The 18,860-nt window shown below is 63.9% G+C and carries 16 protein-coding genes; 2 read left to right on the plus strand and 14 right to left on the minus strand.

Annotated elements, in window-relative coordinates:
* Nucleotides 1-115: 115 nt before the first annotated feature.
* Genes QW861_RS14445 through QW861_RS14455 form a run of 3 tightly spaced genes read right to left on the minus strand, consistent with a single transcriptional unit; the run spans nucleotide 116 to nucleotide 2,571 of the window.
* Nucleotides 116-1,006 carry a U32 family peptidase gene (locus QW861_RS14445; RefSeq protein WP_316169255.1) on the minus strand — a complete coding sequence of 297 codons (891 nt, stop codon included), beginning with the start codon at nucleotides 1,004-1,006 and terminating at the stop codon, nucleotides 116-118.
* A 36-nt stretch (nucleotides 1,007-1,042) separates the two neighbouring features.
* On the minus strand, nucleotides 1,043-2,020 hold the full coding sequence (locus QW861_RS14450) for a peptidase U32 family protein (protein WP_316172558.1): 978 nt from the start codon (nucleotides 2,018-2,020) through the stop codon (nucleotides 1,043-1,045).
* Nucleotides 2,011-2,571 (minus strand): SCP2 domain-containing protein, encoded by a 561-nt coding sequence (locus QW861_RS14455; protein ID WP_316172559.1) that lies wholly within the window; start codon nucleotides 2,569-2,571, stop codon nucleotides 2,011-2,013. Before QW861_RS14455 ends, QW861_RS14450 begins: the two co-directional genes overlap by 10 nt.
* Before the next feature lie 101 nt (nucleotides 2,572-2,672).
* Between QW861_RS14455 and QW861_RS14460 the strand changes: the two genes are divergently transcribed.
* Nucleotides 2,673-4,199 carry a UbiD family decarboxylase gene (locus tag QW861_RS14460; RefSeq protein ID WP_316172560.1) on the plus strand — a complete coding sequence of 509 codons (1,527 nt, stop codon included), beginning with the start codon at nucleotides 2,673-2,675 and terminating at the stop codon, nucleotides 4,197-4,199.
* Nucleotides 4,196-4,828, plus strand: coding sequence for a UbiX family flavin prenyltransferase (locus QW861_RS14465; protein WP_316172561.1), 633 nt, complete (start codon nucleotides 4,196-4,198; stop codon nucleotides 4,826-4,828). The genes QW861_RS14460 and QW861_RS14465 overlap by 4 nt, the downstream gene beginning before the upstream one ends.
* 139 nt (nucleotides 4,829-4,967) lie before the next feature.
* On the opposite strand, the gene QW861_RS14470 is transcribed toward QW861_RS14465, so the two are convergent.
* The 11 genes from QW861_RS14470 to QW861_RS14520 all read right to left on the minus strand — a co-directional run bounded on the left by QW861_RS14470 (nucleotide 4,968) and on the right by QW861_RS14520 (nucleotide 18,719).
* Entirely contained in the window at nucleotides 4,968-5,282 is a 315-nt protein-coding gene (locus QW861_RS14470; protein WP_315750147.1) for a metal-sulfur cluster assembly factor, read from the minus strand.
* The gene (locus QW861_RS14475; RefSeq protein ID WP_316172562.1) at nucleotides 5,279-5,788 is read right to left on the minus strand and encodes a DUF2249 domain-containing protein; all 510 of its coding nucleotides are present in this window, start codon (nucleotides 5,786-5,788) and stop codon (nucleotides 5,279-5,281) included. The genes QW861_RS14470 and QW861_RS14475 overlap by 4 nt, the downstream gene beginning before the upstream one ends.
* Nucleotides 5,789-5,798: 10 nt before the next feature.
* Entirely contained in the window at nucleotides 5,799-7,190 is a 1,392-nt protein-coding gene (locus QW861_RS14480) for a hypothetical protein (protein ID WP_316172563.1), read from the minus strand.
* Between the two features lie 277 nt (nucleotides 7,191-7,467).
* Nucleotides 7,468-8,073 (minus strand): DUF2478 domain-containing protein, encoded by a 606-nt coding sequence (locus QW861_RS14485; protein ID WP_316193206.1) that lies wholly within the window; start codon nucleotides 8,071-8,073, stop codon nucleotides 7,468-7,470.
* A 45-nt stretch (nucleotides 8,074-8,118) separates the two neighbouring features.
* Nucleotides 8,119-8,412: a hypothetical protein gene (locus QW861_RS14490; RefSeq protein ID WP_315750143.1), complete on the minus strand. Its 294-nt coding sequence runs from the start codon at nucleotides 8,410-8,412 to the stop codon at nucleotides 8,119-8,121.
* 10 nt (nucleotides 8,413-8,422) lie between these two features.
* Nucleotides 8,423-9,247 (minus strand): peptidylprolyl isomerase, encoded by an 825-nt coding sequence (locus tag QW861_RS14495; RefSeq protein ID WP_316193207.1) that lies wholly within the window; start codon nucleotides 9,245-9,247, stop codon nucleotides 8,423-8,425.
* Between the two features lie 3 nt (nucleotides 9,248-9,250).
* The gene (gene narI / locus QW861_RS14500) at nucleotides 9,251-9,973 is read right to left on the minus strand and encodes a respiratory nitrate reductase subunit gamma (RefSeq protein ID WP_315714236.1); all 723 of its coding nucleotides are present in this window, start codon (nucleotides 9,971-9,973) and stop codon (nucleotides 9,251-9,253) included.
* A 10-nt stretch (nucleotides 9,974-9,983) separates the two neighbouring features.
* Complete coding sequence (gene narJ, locus QW861_RS14505) at nucleotides 9,984-10,694, minus strand: nitrate reductase molybdenum cofactor assembly chaperone (protein WP_316193208.1); 711 nt, start codon at nucleotides 10,692-10,694, stop codon at nucleotides 9,984-9,986.
* Nucleotides 10,694-12,214, minus strand: coding sequence for a nitrate reductase subunit beta (narH, locus tag QW861_RS14510; protein ID WP_315750140.1), 1,521 nt, complete (start codon nucleotides 12,212-12,214; stop codon nucleotides 10,694-10,696). Before narH ends, narJ begins: the two co-directional genes overlap by 1 nt.
* Nucleotides 12,211-15,963 carry a nitrate reductase subunit alpha gene (locus tag QW861_RS14515; RefSeq protein WP_316166544.1) on the minus strand — a complete coding sequence of 1,251 codons (3,753 nt, stop codon included), beginning with the start codon at nucleotides 15,961-15,963 and terminating at the stop codon, nucleotides 12,211-12,213. Before QW861_RS14515 ends, narH begins: the two co-directional genes overlap by 4 nt.
* 11 nt (nucleotides 15,964-15,974) lie before the next feature.
* Nucleotides 15,975-18,719 (minus strand): MFS transporter, encoded by a 2,745-nt coding sequence (locus tag QW861_RS14520; protein WP_316193209.1) that lies wholly within the window; start codon nucleotides 18,717-18,719, stop codon nucleotides 15,975-15,977.
* Between the last annotated feature and the right edge of the window lie 141 nt (nucleotides 18,720-18,860).

Below are 18,860 nucleotides of genomic sequence, written 5' to 3' on the forward strand. Positions count from 1 at the left end.
GAACGGCTGCGCGCCGTCTCTCAACGTCGTCCATCCGTGGTCAGTCAATTTGAGATGGGTCGACATGCACACTGAGCATATCCGAGTTCACCTCGACAGAAGGACACGGCAGTACCTACCCCGAGACGTAGGAGGCACCGGGGGCGCCGTGCAAGAAGCCGTTGGCGAATGGAACGTCCGGATAGATCTCGCGCAAGCGGTCCCTGGCGGCCCCAGCTTCCACGCGGCCCGCCAGGACCGCCTGAAATTGCTCGGACACCGCGACCATGTCGCAGGCCTGAGGTGACAGCCGCAGCGATCTCACGCCGCTCTGCGTCAGACGATCGAGATCGCCGAGCAGATTGCAGCAACCATGCGACAACGTCTGCACGCCATTCATGGTGAGGAACGCTTCATTGTCCAGCGTCGTCACGACGAGGCCGTCCGGATCCTGCTCGCACACGAAGCGGCAATTGTCCTTGGCGAGCTTGTGCAGGCGGGCGTGATAGCAGCGCGCGGAGATCGCGAGCGGCACACGGCCGAAGGCGAACACTTCGATCGCCACCTGCGGCACGGCGCCGGCGATCGCGGCAACCGAGGACAGCGGCAGCTCCGGCGGGAGGCAGATCCGGGAAGCGCCCTGGGCGGCATGAAACGCGGCGCTGGCCTCGTTGTAGATGTTGACGAATGGCCCGATGGCATGCGGCCGACCGGCGATCGATTTGAGGCAGGTGAGGTCGTTGACCTCCACCAGACCGTGGCCATACTCGGCGAGGCTTGCCGTCTGCCGGCGCTCGCGTCGCAACGACACCAGGACCAGCGAACCCAGCAGCACCTGCTTGCCGGCAGCCATAAGCCGCTCGATGACTTCAGGCAAATGGGGTTCGAAGAACGGCGCGCGCTTCGAGCAGACGACCTCGCCGACCACGACGCGGTCGAGCGGGGCCTCGTCGGCCATGCGAAAGTAAAAATCACGCCAGCGCTCGGGCTGCCAATTGTAGAGCACGGGCCCCAGAGTGAGCTGCATTCGGCCTGCGCCTTGTTCCGCCATTGTCATGTGGTCCTAGCGCCAGGTCTTGCGGTAGGCGCCCTGCGTGGTGGCCTGCCCTTCAGTGAACGGCGTGAGGTCGGACGCGTCGGCGGACCGGCCGGCATCGAGCGCTGCCAGCACGCTGCGGAAATGCCGCACGACCCCGTCGACATAGGCGCGGCCGCGCTGGCGGCCCTCGATCTTGAGCGCGGTGACGCCGGCTTCGCGCAAGCCTGCGAGCAGGGTCGTGGCATCGAGGCTGACCGGATCCTCAAAGATGTAGCCAGAGCCCTGTGCGGTCGAGAAACGCCCCTTGCACAGCGTTGGATAGCCGGCAGGTTCGTTGCGTCCGAATCGGTTGATTGTGAAAGCACCAAGCCGCGAGGTCGTGCCCAGTATCGTCTCCTGATAGACGACATGACTGGCCGGCGAGCATACCCCCTGCATGTTCGGCGACTTGCCGGTGGCGTAGGAGGACAGCGAGCAGCGCCCCTCGGCCATAACGCATAGTCCGCCAAACACGAACACTTCGGTCTCGCATGCCGTCTCACGGGTGATCTCGGCGATCTCGGGTACGCTCAGCACGCGCGGCAGCACCACGCGGCGGGCGCCGAAATTCTCGACATAGAACGCGATCGCGTCGACATTCGCCGCCGCCGCCTGCACCGAGACATGCAGTCGCTGTTCGGGATGGCGCCGCGCGGCATAGTGCATCAGCCCGACATCGGCAAGGATCAGCGCGTCGGCCCCGGCCTCGACGGCATCGTCGACCGCGCGACGCCACAGCTCGACGGCGCCGGCGCGCGGGAAGGTGTTGATCGCAACCAGCACCTTGGCGCCGCGCCGATGCGCGAACGTTACTCCTTCGCGCATCTGCTCGCGGCTGAAATTCAGCCCAGGAAAGTTGCGGGCATTGGTCTCGTCGGCGAAGCCGCAATAGACGGCATCGGCACCGGCTTCGACCGCGCTCTTCAGCGCCGCCGGCGTCCCTGCCGGACAGATCAACTCCATCGTCGCATCCCGCTTTCGTTCGTCGTTGATCTCAGCAGCGAGTCACGCGCGGCCGCCAGCAGGCGTTGCGCGGGCACGCCGAACGGTCCCGAAAGCGCTGCGATCTCGCCGACCAGATCCAGACCGGCATCGTCGATCGCATTGCGGAGCGCCAGCACCGCCTCGATATCGCCTTCGACGACGAGCTGACGCGAAAACATCAGCGCATCGCCGTCGAGCCGGCCCTCGACCAGCGCCAACAGGCTCACGATCGACGCGGAGATGGAGGCATCGAGGCCGGTGGGCAGCTCGCGCACCGCCGCGAGTTGCGGCTGCTGTGGACCCGCCTGAATCACGAATGCGAACGGCAGATCGGTCGGCTTGATGCCAAAGCGCTTTCCGCGATGCGACCCGAGCCGGTCGAGCAGATGCGGATGCCGGCGCAAGAGCCCACGCAGGAAAGCGCCGAGCGCGATCTGCAGGGGCAGCAACGGCAACGGACGCAGCACCTGCCTGAGCAGTGGCGGCAACAGGGGCAGTGAGGTCGAAGACGCGTCCTGAAGAGAGCTCATGGCACAAGCTCTGGCCGGATCGGCGGCGGAAGTATTTGACCCGGAACAAAGATCACACTGATTGTTCCAGCTACGAGGCGTTTTTTGAACGGAGCCTATCGTTGCGACGTGATGTCCCTCGCTTCCGCGAGCTGTCGGATTTCCTGCGCTTTCTCGACGAGCGGGGACAGCTGCGACGCATTCGCGACAACGTCTCGGTCGTCCACGAGATCACCGAGATCCATCGCCGCGTCATCTCCGCCGAAGGGCCCGTGCTGCTGTTCGAACGGCCGATCAAGGCATGCGGATCGCTCTCGGCAATGCCGCTCGTCACCAATCTTTTCGGCACCGTGGAGCGGGTGGCCTGGGGCATGGGCGTGCAGCCGGAACGATTGGCGGAGCTCGGCGAGATGATGGCGGAGTTGCGCGCCCCGCAGCCGCCGCGCGACATCAGGGAAGCGCTGCAGAAGCTGCCGCTGGCACGCGCAGCACTGTCGACCCGGCCGAGGCTGCGATCAGCCGCGCCGGTGCATGAACGTGTCACGATGGGCGATGACATCGACCTGACCACCTTGCCGGCCCAGATCTGCTGGCCGGGCGAGCCGGCGCCGCTGTTGACGTGGCCGCTCGTCATCACCGTGCCGCCGGACGCGTCCGCCGGCGAGCAGGAAAATGTCGGCGTCTACCGCATGCAGGTGCTCGGCCGCGATCGCGCCATCATGCGCTGGCTCGCCCATCGCGGCGGCGCCCGCCACCACCAGCAGTGGCAGGCGCAGGGGCGCGACATGCCGATTGCGGTCGTGATCGGGGCCGATCCCGCCACCATCCTCAGCGCCGTGTTGCCATTGCCCGAGACCATCTCCGAGCTGCGCTTCGCCGGCGTCCTGCGCGGCGACCGTCCCGAGCTGGTCGAATGCCTCACCGTGCCCCTGACGGTGCCGGCGGCCGCCGAGATCGTGATCGAGGGCATCGTGTCGGCCACGGAGACCGCGCCGGAGGGGCCCTATGGCGATCACACCGGCTACTACAACGCCGTCGAGAGCTTTCCGGTGCTTCAGGTCACCGCGATCACCACGCGTCGAAGTCCGCTCTATCTGTCGACGTTCACGGGACGCGCGCCGGACGAGCCGTCTCGAATTGGCGAGGCGCTGAACACGCTGTTCGTCCCCTTGATCCGACGACAATTCCCGGAGGTCGTCGACTGCTATCTGCCGCCGGAGGCCTGTTCCTACAGGATCGCCGTGGTGGCGATCAAGAAGCGCTATCCGGGCCAAGCAAGGCGCATCATGCTCGGCCTTTGGTCGATGCTGCCGCAGTTCAGCTACACCAAGCTCCTCATCGTGGTCGACCAAGACATCGACGTCCGCGACTGGCGCGCGGTAATGTGGGCCGTCGCGACGCGCAGCGACTCCTCGCGCGACCTCGTGCCGCTTGCCGACACGCCGATCGACTATCTCGACTTCGCCTCGCCAAAATCCGGCCTCGGCGGGAAGCTCGGCATCGACGCCACAACCAAGCTCGGGGTCGAGACCGAACGCGCCTGGGGCGAGGTGCTGGCGATGGACCCTGCTGTAGCCGCGCGCATCGACGCGATGTGGCCGAGCCTCGGCCTCGGCGACGCCATGGCCGACCGAACGGCCTCGACATGAATGGGCGGCATCACGTCATCGTCGGCATCAGCGGCGCCTCGGGCGCCGCGATCGGTGCGCGCATCGTCGAACGGCTCGCGGAGCAGCCGCAATGCGCGGTCCATCTCGTGGTGTCCGGCGCTGCCGTGCGCACCTTGCACGAGGAGGTCGGCCAGGGCGGCCTCGCGCGGCTGCGTGATCTGGCGGCGCATGCTCATGATGTCGCCGACATCGGTGCGAGCATCGCCAGCGGCTCGTTTTCTGCAGCCGGCATGATCGTGGCGCCCTGCTCGATCCGCACCCTCTCGGCGATCGCCTGGGGCCAGCTCGACAACCTGCTGGTCCGCGCCGCCGACGTTCAACTCAAGGAGCGCCGCCGGCTGATACTGTTGGTGCGGGAGAGCCCGCTGCATCTCGGTCATCTCCGAGCGATGACGCAGGCCACCGAGATCGGCGCGATCATCGCGCCGCCAATGCCGGCGTTCTACCTGAAGCCCCAGTCGCTCGATGACGTCATCGAGCAGATCGCCTGTCGCGCGATCAACCTGCTCGGCGTCCCCGGGCTCCACGCCAACGCGCGTGAGTGGCTTCCGGACCGGACGACCGAAGCAGGCAACCTTGTTGAGATAGGGAAGCAAGACAGGCGATAGGATTTGAAGACAGAACACGACAGACGCACTCGGGCGATGGGCCGAAGGCGTCCACGGCGGTTGACGTGTTCTTCGACGAGCGGGCGTAACGACGCCGCCTCTCCGGCCGAGCCGCTGCCAGCTTTTCGCTTTCGTTCAGTCAATTGACGTTGTCGAAACCCAGCGCAGCACGAACGGCCGGATCAATTCTGGATGGGGTCCACGGCGGATCGAATGTCATCGTCACGTCCACGGCTTCGACGCCCGCAATCTCCGCAATGCTGCTTGCGACCCCTTCCTTGAGAAAACCTGTTGCGGGGCACCCGGGCGTTGTGGCCGTCATCGTGACATGCACGACGCCATCCGTCGCCGTGATCTCATAGATGAAGCCGAGATCGACCACGTTTTCCCCCAGTTCCGGATCGATGACCACGCGCATTGCGTCGCGGATGCGGTCGATGACATCGCGGCTCATAGCGGAGCCCTCACCGACAGTTCGTAGGTCGATCCATCCGGCGTAAACCCGCCGAGCCAGCGAAAGCCGCGCTTCTCAAGTTCAGGGAACAGGAAGACCGGCTCGCGGCCCAGAAGTGCCGACAAGGTCTCTCCAGGGCCCAGCTCCTCCGCAGCCGCGAGGATGCGCACCATCGGCTCGGGTGGGTCGAGCTCTCGGTTGTCGAGCGTGACTACGGGATCTGGCCATTGCTCGAAGGCGAGGCCGGCACCAGCGTCTTCCTGACCGGCGTCCTCGGCAGCCAGCGGCGAAAACAGCACTTCCCAATCGCCATCGTCGAGCGGTCGATCGGTGTGGGCGAAGCCCTTTCTTGCCATGACGGAGAGCAGCGGAACCGGCCTGAAGCTCGCGATCAGCCGCACACCCTGGCCTGGCGCCAGCCGGTCGACCGCGTCCATGATGATGGAGAACGGTTCGCCTCCGGCCCTGAGAATCGGTCGGACGTCGACGTCAATGTACGCGGTCATGGCTCTCCTCCTAGTTTCTGGCGAACAACAGGCTTGGCGCGATGGCTCCAGCCGGAAGCCTACGGGAGCCCGCAACGTCGGAAAGACGTCGGACTCGCACAAGCTCGTGTATGATTCCAATACTGCCCACGGCCATGACCGCCGCGGCGCCGCGAAACGCCTGGCCCTCGCCCATCATCAACATGATGGTCGCCGCCCAGACGCCTAGAAAATAGATGATGAACCACTTCTCGGACCGACGTTCCACCGCCAGGTCCTGAACCCGTGGCGTCTGGGCGCGCCCCATCACGGGACCGTAGGTTTCGAGCCAGGTCAGAAAGGCGACAATCTTGTAGAGCTTCGCGAATATGAGACCAGACAGCCAGCCGAACACGGCCAAGAACGCGAACGCGCCGACATGAACGCCGACCTTTCCGCTGACGATGATGACGGTCCCGAGCGTCACCGTCGCCGCCAGGTTGGCGAAAGACACGGTTGCCATCCGCATGTTCAACTCGAGCTGGCGCCGTTTGCGCGAGCGATAGATCGTCGCGATGTCCCGTCCATAGAGCGCAAGCGAGATCACCCCAAGAACGGCGGCGACGATGAGCACGGCTCCGAGCCCGGCCTCGAGGCCGATCGCGAACAATCCGCCCACGACAGCGACCGATAGCGCGAGCGCACCAAATTTCAGCGCGGATGTGCTCTGTCGCTCGCCGAGGTCCGCCGAGAGCATGAACATGGCCAGCAGGCGATAGCTCACCCCCATGGCGGTCAGGGTCAGCCAGCCTCCCAGCCCGGCAATCGCATGGATCGGAATCGCCGCGGCCAGGAGCGCGTCGCCGAAGGCGCCCGCCGATCCGGCGAGAGCAAACGCGAACACGGCGCCGAGTGCGACAGTTGCGCATAGCGCGCCAAGTCCGGCGATGACAAAGAGAGCAGATCCCTTCGGCTGGCTGAAGAGGGTCAGGCCCAGATCGAGCGCGACCATCGCCAGACCCGCGCCGAGCACCACGCTGCCGGCCGGCAGAAGCCAAACGGCTGGAGCAATTCGTCCGGCCAGTGAGAGGAAGCCCAATATCAAGCAGACCAGACCGACGTTGATGAGGAACAAGGCCGGCAAGGCCCATTTGTCGAAGGGGAGCGGCCTTGCGACGAGAACGGGAACGAACTGGAACAAGGCGCCGCATACCGAGAGACTGAGCCAACCGATACAGACCGCATGCACAACGACAAGCGTATCGGGAGCGCCGAGCTCTGCGGCGGGGTAACCGAGTCCGCCGACCAGCATTGCCAAGGCAACGAGCAGCCACCCCAGCGCTGCCGCGAAATAGCTCATCGTCCAGCGCGAGATTTTCGCCCCAATCATGAGCGGCTCCAGTTCTTGATCGCGGACGCAGCACTCGCCACGACGATGCGCCATTCGGCAGTTGCCGTGGCGCCCGGAGGAACGCAGCCAAGGGGGCGCGAACAATGAGCTTGCGCCATACAATCCCGATCGGAAAGATGCTAAACTGGCCCGACCGGCCATTCTTTGTCGGAGCGCAACATTCCGCGTCATCAGCGTCGTGATGACCACTCCAGCTCGACCGGCGGGTTTCCTGTCGCGTCGAGGAACATCCATGTCAGCCGGCAGACATCTTCGACGGTCTGGCTTGGCGGTTCTGTGTCCCCGACCTCTCGATTGCTCGCAATCGCAATCAGCGCAGCTGGCTGGCTGAGTCTATGGTTCGATCCTGCCGAACACTTTCCAGCCACCGCTCCACGTCTCCGCGGGCTTCGAACTCAACCCCCATATCTCCGGCGAAACCTCTCCAGGCATCGATATTGCTGCGCGGCACGCCGACAATCGTCGGTATCGCAAGGTCCAACGCCCGGGCAATCAGATCAAGCGTTCCGCCTCCCCCGCACTCTGCCTTACCAAATTTGTTCAGCACCAGGATGTTTGGACGCGCATCCAGGCTGGCGAGGACTCGAACTGTCACCTCTGCCAGCGCCGATTCATCCAGCCGGCAACCTCTCGCTCCCGATCCACGATCCTCGAAGATCGGGGTCTGATTTGCCGTGTCGATCTCCTCGAGCAGGACGTCGCACCTGCGATTTTCGTCGAGGAACAGCCTTCGCTGCAGTGCGCCGGCGACCTTCAATCGCGCTCGACGCGAGTGATCCACGAGGTGATTGAACGTCTCGTAGGGATATTTCCCGTCGTCGTATACGAGCGCCACCAGCGGCGCGGCCGCAACGCCGACTTTCTCTACCATCTCATCGTGCATGCGAATCCCAACATCAATTTGACGCTTCGACATTTTTGACCCGCCCCTCCAGCACGGATAGCCTGCGGTGGATCCGTTCTAGGAGAGCTCGATTTCATCCCTCTGCAGCGACCACTTGATCATGGACGTCAGACAGACGATCGCGGGGTCGGCGGCGCGGTCGATAGCGCTCATCAACCCGAGCCAATCCTCGTTCTCTGCGAGATTTGCAAAACGCCGGACAGCAGCCGACGCATACTCACCGACATCCTCGCCGAGGCGATCCGCGACAGAGCTGATGCGCACCAGGAGCGTGAGGTCGCCGCACCCCTGCAACACCGCACTCGACTTCGCGTCGTCACTGAGATCGTGAATGAGATCCCCGAGCAGCATGATCGCCCCCCTACTGCGGCAGTACCGATTGCGGCGCCGGCAACGTCACGCCAACGATCTCCGCGCGGTCTGCCAGATTGGCTACATATTGCGCGAGCGCCTGATGCCGCACACGCTCGGTGAGATATTGCGAAATGCGCGACCTTGCCATGTCGAACGGCAGGACTTGTCCGAGGGCCCGTCGGTCGAGGCGCACGACATGGATACCAAAGCGTGTCTCAATCAGACCGACCTCTCCAACCGACATCCGGGCCAGCGCGGCGTCGAACTCTGCGGTCGTCTGCCCACGCGACAGCTGCCCGAGCCTGCCACCATTCTCCGCCGAGACCCTGCAATCGGAGCGATCGCGCGCGATGGTCTCGAACAGTTCCGGGCTTCTCTGCACGGCCTCCACGATCGTCCGCCCCTCGTCTCGCGCAGCCGACCGAGCCAGCGAATCGCTGCTCGGCGCGATCAGCAGGATGTGAGACGCTTCGTAGAGTTCTCCGACCAGGAACCGCTGCCTGTTCTGATCGTAGAAGCGACGGCACGTCGATTCGTCCGGCTCGTGTATCAGAACCTCACGTGCGATCAGCGCCCGCATCGCCGCCTCTTCCTCGGTTTCGCTGCGACCTTCGGCATCGCGCAGGGGAGCGGCCGTTATGCCGAGCCGCATGACCTCCTGTCTCAGCAATTCGCGCACCGCAAGCGCGCGCGCCGCCGCCTGCCAGGCGAGGATCGGCTTGTCCGACGGATGGTTCTGAACTTCCCGGGCAATGACGTCGCGTTCGATCACGACCCCGTTCACACTGACCGGCTTCGGCTTTGGAAGCGCCGCGCCCAATGAACAGTCCATCGGCTACTCCGCGGGCTGAATTGGTTGCACAAGATGACGGCGCCCGTCGCGGCTGCGCACCACCTGATAGCCGCGGCGGCCGAGATACCACACCGGCGCACTCCAGATGTGGACAAGGCGGGTGAAGGGGAAGAGCAGGAAGATAGTCATTCCCAGGACCAGATGCGCCTTGAAGATCGGATGGACGTCGACAATGTTGGCGGCGATTCCGGGCTGCAACGTGAGAATGCCCTGCGCCCAGGCCATGAACTTGACCATTTCATGACCATCGAGATGACCGAGCGACACGGGGATGGTCGCCAAGCCAAGCAGCAACTGGACGAACAGCACCAGAAGGATACCCGTGTCAGCAAAAGACGACGTCGCGCGAATCCTGGGATCGAAAAGCCTGCGATGCGCGAGGAGTGAAATGCCGACCAGACACATCAGTCCGGCACCGCCACCGGCGACGATCGCGAGCATCTGCTTGAAGCCGTGGGACACGCCGAGCATGTCAAACACCCAGATCGGCGTCAGCAGCCCGACGAAATGACCCGCAAAAATGAAGAGGATCCCAACATGGAAAAGGTTCGAGCCCCAGATCAATTGGCGCCGCCGAAGCAGCTGACTCGAGCCTGAGCGCCACGTGTATTGCTCGCGGTCGAACCGAATCAGACTGCCGACCAGAAAGACTGTCAGGCAGAGATAGGGATACCAGCCGAAGACGATGGCATTGAGCGTTTGCATGGCCAATCCCTCATTGCAACTGTGACGGCGGCGCGTTGACCGCACGTTTGGCGTGGCGCAGTTTTGCGATCAGATGGTCGTGCCCACAGGCTGCCTGGTCGCCCCCTCCCGGGCCGAACCTGACCTCTTCATCCTCCCAGGCCGCGTCGAGCGCGTGCAGGTCCATCGGATCCACGTCCGCCGCCTTCAGCAGCTCATCGACGATCTCCGCGCGGGGCTGATCCGCGGCGATCTGGAGCAGCGCATCGAACACCGCCCGATAGCTCGACTGCCGACGCCCCAATCGTTCCGCGAGCGCGGCGATGATGTGGCTGGTCTGGCCAAGCAACTCGCGCGCGTCCGCAAGCTCCCGGGTGGCGAGAAATTCGAGGAACAGCGGCAGATAATCCGGCAGCTCGTTGCCGGCGATGACGAGGTTCGCACGGTCATACATGGCCCGCAGGTCGACCATGGCCTGGCCGCGGTCGCGGCCTTCGCCATGGACGTGCTCGAACAGATGCAGCGCCAGGGTCTTGCTGCGGTCGAACAGCAGGCCGTAGCGCTCCTGCAGGTCGTAGACGTCGCCCGTGGCGATCTCCTGCAGCAGCACATCGAGCTCCCGGCGAATGCCGGGCTGGACGAGGCCTTCCTGGTCGAGCACCCGCGCGAGCTCCGGGATGGCCGTGATCAATTCCCCGCTCGGATAGTTCAGCAATGCCGACAGCACCTTGAACGTCTTCATCAGGCGACCTCCATCGGGTTCTTGGCCTTACGCGGCGATCCGAACAGGTTGACTTCGCTTTCGCCCCCGGAGCAGCCGTTGCCGAACGAGAAGCCGCACGAGCCGCGGATATCAAACGCGTCGGCACCGAGCTCGCGGTGCGCGGTCGGGATCACGAAGCGGTCCTCGTAGTTGGCGATCGCCATGATGTGGTACATGTCGTCGATCTGCGGGCCGCTCAGGCCGACGCGCCTCGCGATCGCCTCGTCGACCACGCCGTCGATGGTCTTGGCCCGCATATAGGCACGCATGGCCAGCATTCGCTCGAGCGCCAACGTTACCGGCTTCTCGTCGCCCGCAGTCAGCAGATTGGCGAGGTACCGCATCGGAATGCGCAAGGATTTGACGTCGGGCATCTCGCCATCGTGCCCGATCTTGCCGGACGAGGCCGCCGACGTGATCGGCGACAGCGGCGGCACATACCAGACCATCGGCAGGGTCCGATATTCCGGGTGCAAGGGGAAGGCGACCTTCCATTCCATCGCCATCTTCCAGATCGGCGACCGTATCGCCGCCTCCAGCCATGCATGAGGGATGCCCTGGCGCTCGGCTTCCGCAAGCACGTTCGGATCGTTCGGATCGAGAAAGATGTCGAGCTGGGCCTGGTAGAGATCGCCCTCGTCGGGCTTGGCCGCGGCCTCTGCGATGCGGTCCGCGTCATACAGCACGACACCGAGATAGCGAATGCGCCCGACACAGGTCTCGGAGCACACGGTCGGCTGCCCCGCCTCGATCCGAGGATAGCAGAAGATGCACTTCTCCGATTTTCCCGAGGACCAGTTATAATAGATCTTCTTGTATGGACAGCCGGAGACGCACATTCTCCAGCCGCGGCACTTGTCCTGATCGATGAGGACGATGCCGTCCTCCTCGCGCTTGTAGATCGCGCCGGACGGGCAGGATGCGACGCATGCCGGATTGAGGCAATGCTCGCACAGCCGCGGCAGATACATCATGAAGGTGTTCTCGAACTGGCCGTAGATCTCCTTCTGCACGCCGTCGAAATTGATGTCCTGAGAGCGCTTGGCGAATTCGCCGCCCAGGATCTCTTCCCAGTTCGGTCCCCACTCGATCTTTTCCATCCGCTCTCCAGACACCAGCGAGCGCGGCCGTGCCGTGGGCATCGCAGATACCTCGGGCGCACTTTGCAGGTGCTGATAGTCGAAGGTGAACGGCTCGTAGTAGTCATCGATCTCGGGGAGGTCGGGATTGGCGAAGATATTCGCCAGAACCCGCCACTTGCCGCCGATCCGCGGCTGGATCGACCCGTCGCGATTGCGCGACCAGCCTCCCTTCCAGCGGGACTGGTTCTCCCAATCCTTGGGATAGCCAACGCCTGGTTTGGTCTCGACGTTGTTGAACCACGCGTATTCCATCCCCTCGCGGCTGGTCCAGACGTTCTTGCAGGTCACGCTGCAGGTGTGGCAGCCGATGCACTTGTCGAGATTGAGCACCATTGCGATCTGAGCACGGATCTTCATTCTGCAGCCTCCGAGGGGGTCGTGGCCGACCGGTCAGCAGTCGGCTGGTCCAGCCAATCAATCTTCGACATCTTCCGGACGATGACGAACTCGTCGCGGTTGGCGCCGACCGTGCCGTAGTAGTTGAAGCCATAGGCCTGCTGAGCGTAGCCCCCGATCATGTGCGTCGGCTTCGGAACGACACGCGTGACCGAATTGTGGATGCCGCCGCGCAGCCCCGTCTGCTCGGAGCCCGGCACGTTCACGATCTTTTCCTGAGCATGATACATCATGCACATGCCCTGCTTGACCCGCTGGGAGACCACAGCGCGCGCAACCAGCGCGCCATTGGTGTTGTAGGCCTCGATCCAGTCATTGTCGGCGATACCGGCAGCCTTTGCGTCGATCTCGCTGATCCACACGATGGGACCGCCGCGCGACAGGGTCAGCATCAGGAGATTGTCGGTATAGGTGGAGTGGATGCCCCACTTCTGGTGGGGCGTAATGAAGTTCAGGATGACGGACGCATTGCCATTCGGCTTGCGATCGATCACCGGCTTGACGGTCTTGGTATCGATCGGCGGCCGGTAGACGCAGAAGCCCTCGCCGAAGGCCCTCATCCATAGGTGATCCTGATAGAGCTGCTGCCTGCCGGTCAGCGTCCGCCAGGGGATCAGCTCGTGGACATTGGTGTAGCCGGCGTTGTAGCAGACCTTCTCCGACTCGAGCCCCGACCAGATCGGCGACGAGATGATCTTGCGCGGCTGCGCGACGACGTCGCGGAATCGGATCTTCTCGTCTTCCTTCGGAATGGCGAGATGAGCATGGTCGCGGCCGGTGAATTGCTCCAGGGACGACCACGCCTTGACCGCGACCTCGCCATTGGTTTCCGGCGCCAGGCTGAGGATCACCTCGCAAGCGTCGACCGCACTGTCGATGCGAGCCAGCCCCTGGGTCGGTCCGTCGTCAGCGACGACGCCGTTGAGGCGCTTCAGAAGCTCGACCTCATGGTCGGTGTTCCAGGCCATCCCCTTGCCGCCATTGCCGAGCTTGTTCATCAACGGTCCAAGCGAGGTGAAGCGCTTGTAGAGATTCGGATAGTCACGTTCGACCACGGTGACCGCTGGCATGGTCTTGCCGGGGATCGGATCGATCTCGCCCTGCTTCCAGTCCTTGACGTCGAACGCCTGCGCGATTTCGCCCGGACTGTCATGCATGATCGGCGTCAGCACGACGTCCTTCTCGACCCCGAGCACTTCGGGCGCGACCCTGGAGAAGGCCTCGGCGATCCCCTTGTAGATGTCCCAATCGCTGCGCGATTCCCACACCGGATCGATCGCCGCCGAGAGCGGATGGATGAATGGATGCATGTCGGACGTATTGAGGTCGTTCTTCTCGTACCAAGTGGCCGTCGGCAGCACGACGTCCGAATACATGCACGTGGTCGACATCCGGAAGTCGAGCGTGACCAGCAGATCGAGCTTTCCTTCCGGGGCCTCTTCGTGCCAAGCGACCTCGACCGGTCTATTGTGGCCCTGGTCGCCGAGATCCTTGCCGATCACGCCATGCTTGGTGCCGAGCAGATGCTTGAGGAAGTATTCGTGGCCCTTGCCTGAGGCGCCGAGCAGATTGGAGCGCCAGACGAACAGGTTGCGGGGCCAGTTCTTCGGATGGTCGGGATCCTCGCAGGCGAGCTTCAGCTCGCCCGACTTCAAGGCCTTCGCGACGTAGTCCTTCGGCTCCAGGCCCGCGGCGGCGGAGCGCTTCGATACCTCGATCGGATTGGCCTGCAGTTGCGGCGCGGACGGCAGCCATCCCATGCGCTCCGCGCGGACATTGTAGTCGATCAGCGCTCCCTCCCAAGAACCGGCCGGTGCGGTCGGTGAGAGAATCTCGCTGACATTGACCGTCTCGTAGCGCCATTGGTCGGTGTGAGCGTAGAACGCCGAAGTCGAATTCATCTGCCTCGGCGGGCGCCCCCAATCGAGCGCAAAGGCGAGCGGCGTCCAGCCCGACTGCGGCCGCAGCTTTTCCTGCCCCACATAATGCGACCAGCCACCGCCGGACTGGCCGACACAGCCGCACATCACCAGCATGTTGATGATGCCGCGATAGTTCATGTCCATGTGGTACCAGTGGTTCAGACCGGCCCCGACGATGACCATCGAGCGCCCCCGGGTCTTGGACGCGTTCGAGGCAAACTCGCGGGCAACCGCGATGATCTGGCCGCGCGGCACGCCGCAGATCGCCTCGGCCCATGCCGGAGTGTACGGTTCCAGATCGTCGTAGCTCCTGCCGAGGTGGTCGCCGCCGAAGCCGCGATCGACGCCATAATTGGCGGCGAACAGATCGAACACAGTGGCCACGACCGCCTCGCCATCGGCAAGACGAAGTCGCTTCACCGGCACGTTGCGGGTCAGCACATCCGGATGATTGGTGCCGCTGAAGTGATCGTGCTGACGGTTGCCGAAATAGGGGAATCCCACCGGTGCGATGTCGTCCTCGATGCCGGCCAGAGACAGCCGCAGCCGGGTGTCGTTGTTCGCCGAGCTCTTCTCTTCCAGGCTCCACTTGCCTTTTTCGCCCCAGCGGAAGCCGACCGATCCCTTGGGCACGACAATGGCCCCGCTGATCTCATCATAGGCGACGGTCTTCCATTCGGGATTGTTGGCCTCGTCGAGAGATGTGGCGAAATCCGAGGCGCGCACGAACCGCTCAGGAACGAGCCGTCCCTCGGATTTCACCAGCCGCACCAGAAATGGCATATCCGTATACTGGCGCACATAGTCGTTGAAGTACGGCGTCTGCCGGTCGATGTGAAACTCCTTGAGGATCACGTGACCCATCGCCATCGCGAGCGCCGCGTCGGTGCCCTGCTTCGGCGACAGCCAGAGATCGGCGAATTTCGCAGCCTCGGAATAATCCGGGCAGACAATGACGCTCTTGGTCCCCTTGTAGCGTACCTCCGTGTAGAAGTGCGCATCCGGCGTACGCGTCTGTGGCACGTTGGAGCCCCACAGCATCAGGAAGCCTGAATTGTACCAGTCCGCGCTTTCAGGTACGTCGGTCTGCTCGCCCCAGGTCTGTGGCGAGGCCGGCGGCAGGTCGCAATACCAATCGTAGAACGACATGCAGACGCCGCCGAGCAGCGACAGATAGCGCGCGCCGGCCGCGTAGCTCACCATGGACATCGCCGGGATCGGCGAAAATCCGAACACGCGGTCCGGACCATGGGCTCTGACCGTATAGGCATTGGCTGCCGCGATCAGCTCATTGACCTCGGCCCAACTCGCCCGCACGAAGCCGCCCAGTCCGCGCTTCTGCACATAGTCCGAGCGCTTGCCCGGATTCTCGACGATCGACTTCCAGGCTGCGACCGGCGTCATCCGCGCTCGCGCCTCGCGCCACAGCCTGAGCAGCCGCGAGCGCACCAGCGGATATTTCACCCGGTTTCCGGAATAGAGGTACCAGCTGTAGCTCGCGCCGCGGGCGCAGCCGCGCGGCTCATGATTGGGAAGATCAGGGCGCGTCCGGGGGTAGTCGGTCTGCTGGGTCTCCCAGGTGACGATGCCGCCCTTGACGTAGACCTTCCACGAGCAGGAGCCGGTGCAGTTCACGCCGTGCGTCGAGCGCACGATCTTGTCGTGCTGCCAGCGCTTGCGATAGCCCTCCTCCCAGGAACGGTCCTCGGTCGTCGTCACGCCGTGTCCGCCTGCGAACTCCTCCTTGGCCCGGGTGAAGAAGGTCAGCCTATCGAGAAAATGGCTCATCTTTTACGTCCTCATTCAGCGGGTTGGGCAGCGGCCGCGATCGCCCGGCGCCGTTCGACATCGTGCAGGACGCCGCCCTTGCGGGTGTAGACGGCCCAGGTGATCAGCACGCAGGTGACGTAGAAGCCGAAGAAGCCCCATAGGGCGGCCTGCACGCCGCCGGTGAGGTCGATCGAGGTGCCGTAGGATTTGGGAATGAAGAATGCGCCAAAGGCGGCAATCGCGGAGGTGAAGCCGGTGATGGCGGCGGATTCCTTTTCGGCCTGGCGCAGCCGCGTCTCCGCGTCCGCGGTCGGCATGAGCCGGGTCATTTCCTGGCGCATGATGTTGGGGATCATCTGGAAGGTCGATGCATTGCCGACGCCGGTCGCGAAGAACAGCAGCAGGAACATCGCGAAGAAGCCCCAGAATGCACCGGGCTGATCCTTGATGCCGAGGAAGTAGAGCACCCCGAGCACGCCGGCCATCATCAGCAGGAACACCCCGACGGTCACGCGCCCGCCGCCCCATTTGTCGGCCATCCAGCCCGTCGCGGACCGCGACAAGGCACCCACCAGCGGCCCGAGGAATGCGAACTGCAACGCGTCGACGGCCGGGAACTGGGTCTTCGCCAGCAGCGGGAAGCCCGCAGAATAGCCGATGAACGAGCCGAACGTGCCGGTGTAGAGCCAGCACATGATCCAGTTGTGCCGCCGCTGGAAGATGACGGCCTGATCAGCGAAGGACGCTTTCGCGGAGGCGATGTCGTTCATCCCGAACCAGGCGGCGAAAGCACTGGCGACGATGAACGGCACCCAGACGAAGCCGGCGTTCTGAAGCCAGATCGGCATCGGCTGCGACCCGCTCGTTGCCATCGCCGGATCTCCGCCGAACCAGCCGAACACGCCGACCGTGATGACGATTGGCACCACGAACTGGACCACGCTGACGCCGAGATTGCCGAGGCCGGCATTGAGCGCGAGCGCGTTGCCCTTCTCGGCGCGGGGAAAGAAGAAGGAGATGTTAGCCATCGACGAGGCGAAATTGCCGCCGCCAAAGCCGCACAACAGCGCCAGTATCAGGAACACCGGATAGGGCGTTGCGGGATTCTGCACCGCATAGCCGATTCCGATCGCGGGTATCAGCAGCGACCACGTGGCCAGCGTGGTCCACAGCCGGCCGCCGAAGATCGGCACCATGAAGGAGTAGAAGATGCGCAGAACTGCACCGGAGATCCCAGGCAGCGACGCCAGCCAGAACAGCTCATCGGTCGTGAACTTGAAGCCGACCGAAGGCAGCTTCGCAACCACGACAGACCAGACCTGCCAGACCGCGAAGGACAACAGCAGCGCCGGAATGGAGATCCAGAGATTGCGTCGCGCGATGGCTCGGCCCTGCTCCCTCCAGAACGTGTCGTCCTCAGGCCGCCAGTCGGTGAGAACCGCGCCGGACAGGGCTCCGATGTGCTCGGGCCGGTGGATCTCCTCCATTTCGGGCAGCTCCGGCAGCCGCTTCAGCGCCTCGCCGGCAACGCCGCGCTCCATCTGCCGGATCGAGAGATGCATCCAGACCAGCGCGACCCCGACGAGCAGGAAGAGCAGCATGAAGCAGCTGGTTCGCAGACCGGTGAGATCGACCAGCGCGCCGAACGCGATCGGGAGCACGAATCCGCCGAGCCCGCCGATCATGCCGACCAGGCCGCCGACGGCTCCGACATTGTTCGGATAGTAGACGGGGATGTGCTTGTAGACGGCGGCCTTGCCGAGCGCCATGAAGAAGCCGAGCACGAAGACGATGACGACGAACGGGACGAGCCCCATCTCCAGATGAAAGCCGACCTTTCCGTTGACGGTCGTCACGACGTAGTCCGTCGGCGGGTAGGACAACAGGAAGGTCGCCGCGACACCGACCAGAAATGTCCAGTACATCACGCGACGGGCACCGAAGCGATCGGACAAGTGTCCGCCATAGGCGCGAAACACGCTGGCCGGAAACGAGAACATGGCGGCCATCATGCCGGCCGACTGGATTCCGACGCCGTAGACCTTGATCAGGTATTGCGGCAGCCACAGCGACAGCGCGACGAAGGCGCCGAAAACGAAGAGGTAGTACAGCGCGAAGCGCCAGACCTGGATGTTCTTGAGCGGCGCGAGCTCGAGCCAGGCGCTGCCGGCCTTCTGCTTGCGCTGCCTTCGCGAGCGGACCACCGGGTCCTCCTCGGAGAACAGCCAGAAGACGATCGCCATGACGCCGATCGCGAGCGCCCATATCTGGGCCACGGTCTGCCAGCCATAGGCGACCAGCACGAACGGCGCGACGAACTTGGTAACGGCGGCGCCCACATTGCCGGCGCCGAAGATTCCCAGCGCAGTGCCCTGCTTGGCCGTCGGATAGAACCGCGACACATAGGCGACGCCGACCGCGAACGAGCCACCGGCGATTCCTACGAAGAGCGCGGCGACGAGAAATTGCGGATAGGTATGCGCCCAGGTCAGGAGATAGGTCGCGACCGCCGCGGCGAGCATCACGACGGTGTAGACGCGGCGCCCGCCATACTGATCGGTCCAGATGCCGAGCACCAGCCGGATCAGCGAGCCGCTCAGGATCGGGGTGCCGATCAGGAGACCGAACTCGGTTTCGTTCAGATCCAGCTCTTGCTTGATCCGGATGCCGATGATCGAGAAGATCGTCCACACCGCAAAGCAGATCGTGAACGAGATTGTTGAGAGCCAGAGTGCTCGCGTTCGGTGCTCAGGGCTGAAATCTACGGCGTCCATGGTGGCCTCGACGTATGGCTTCGACGCCACAGCAGTTATTCGGGGCACCGGGAAAAGGTTTTGCGATGCATCAACCGGACGGTCCGGTCGGCCACAATCTGCCAAATGTCCCAGATCGAATTGTCAGACTGCACGTATGCA

Origin of the sequence: Bradyrhizobium sp. SZCCHNRI1029 (assembly GCF_032487555.1) — a bacterium.
Lineage (GTDB): Bacteria > Pseudomonadota > Alphaproteobacteria > Rhizobiales > Xanthobacteraceae > Bradyrhizobium.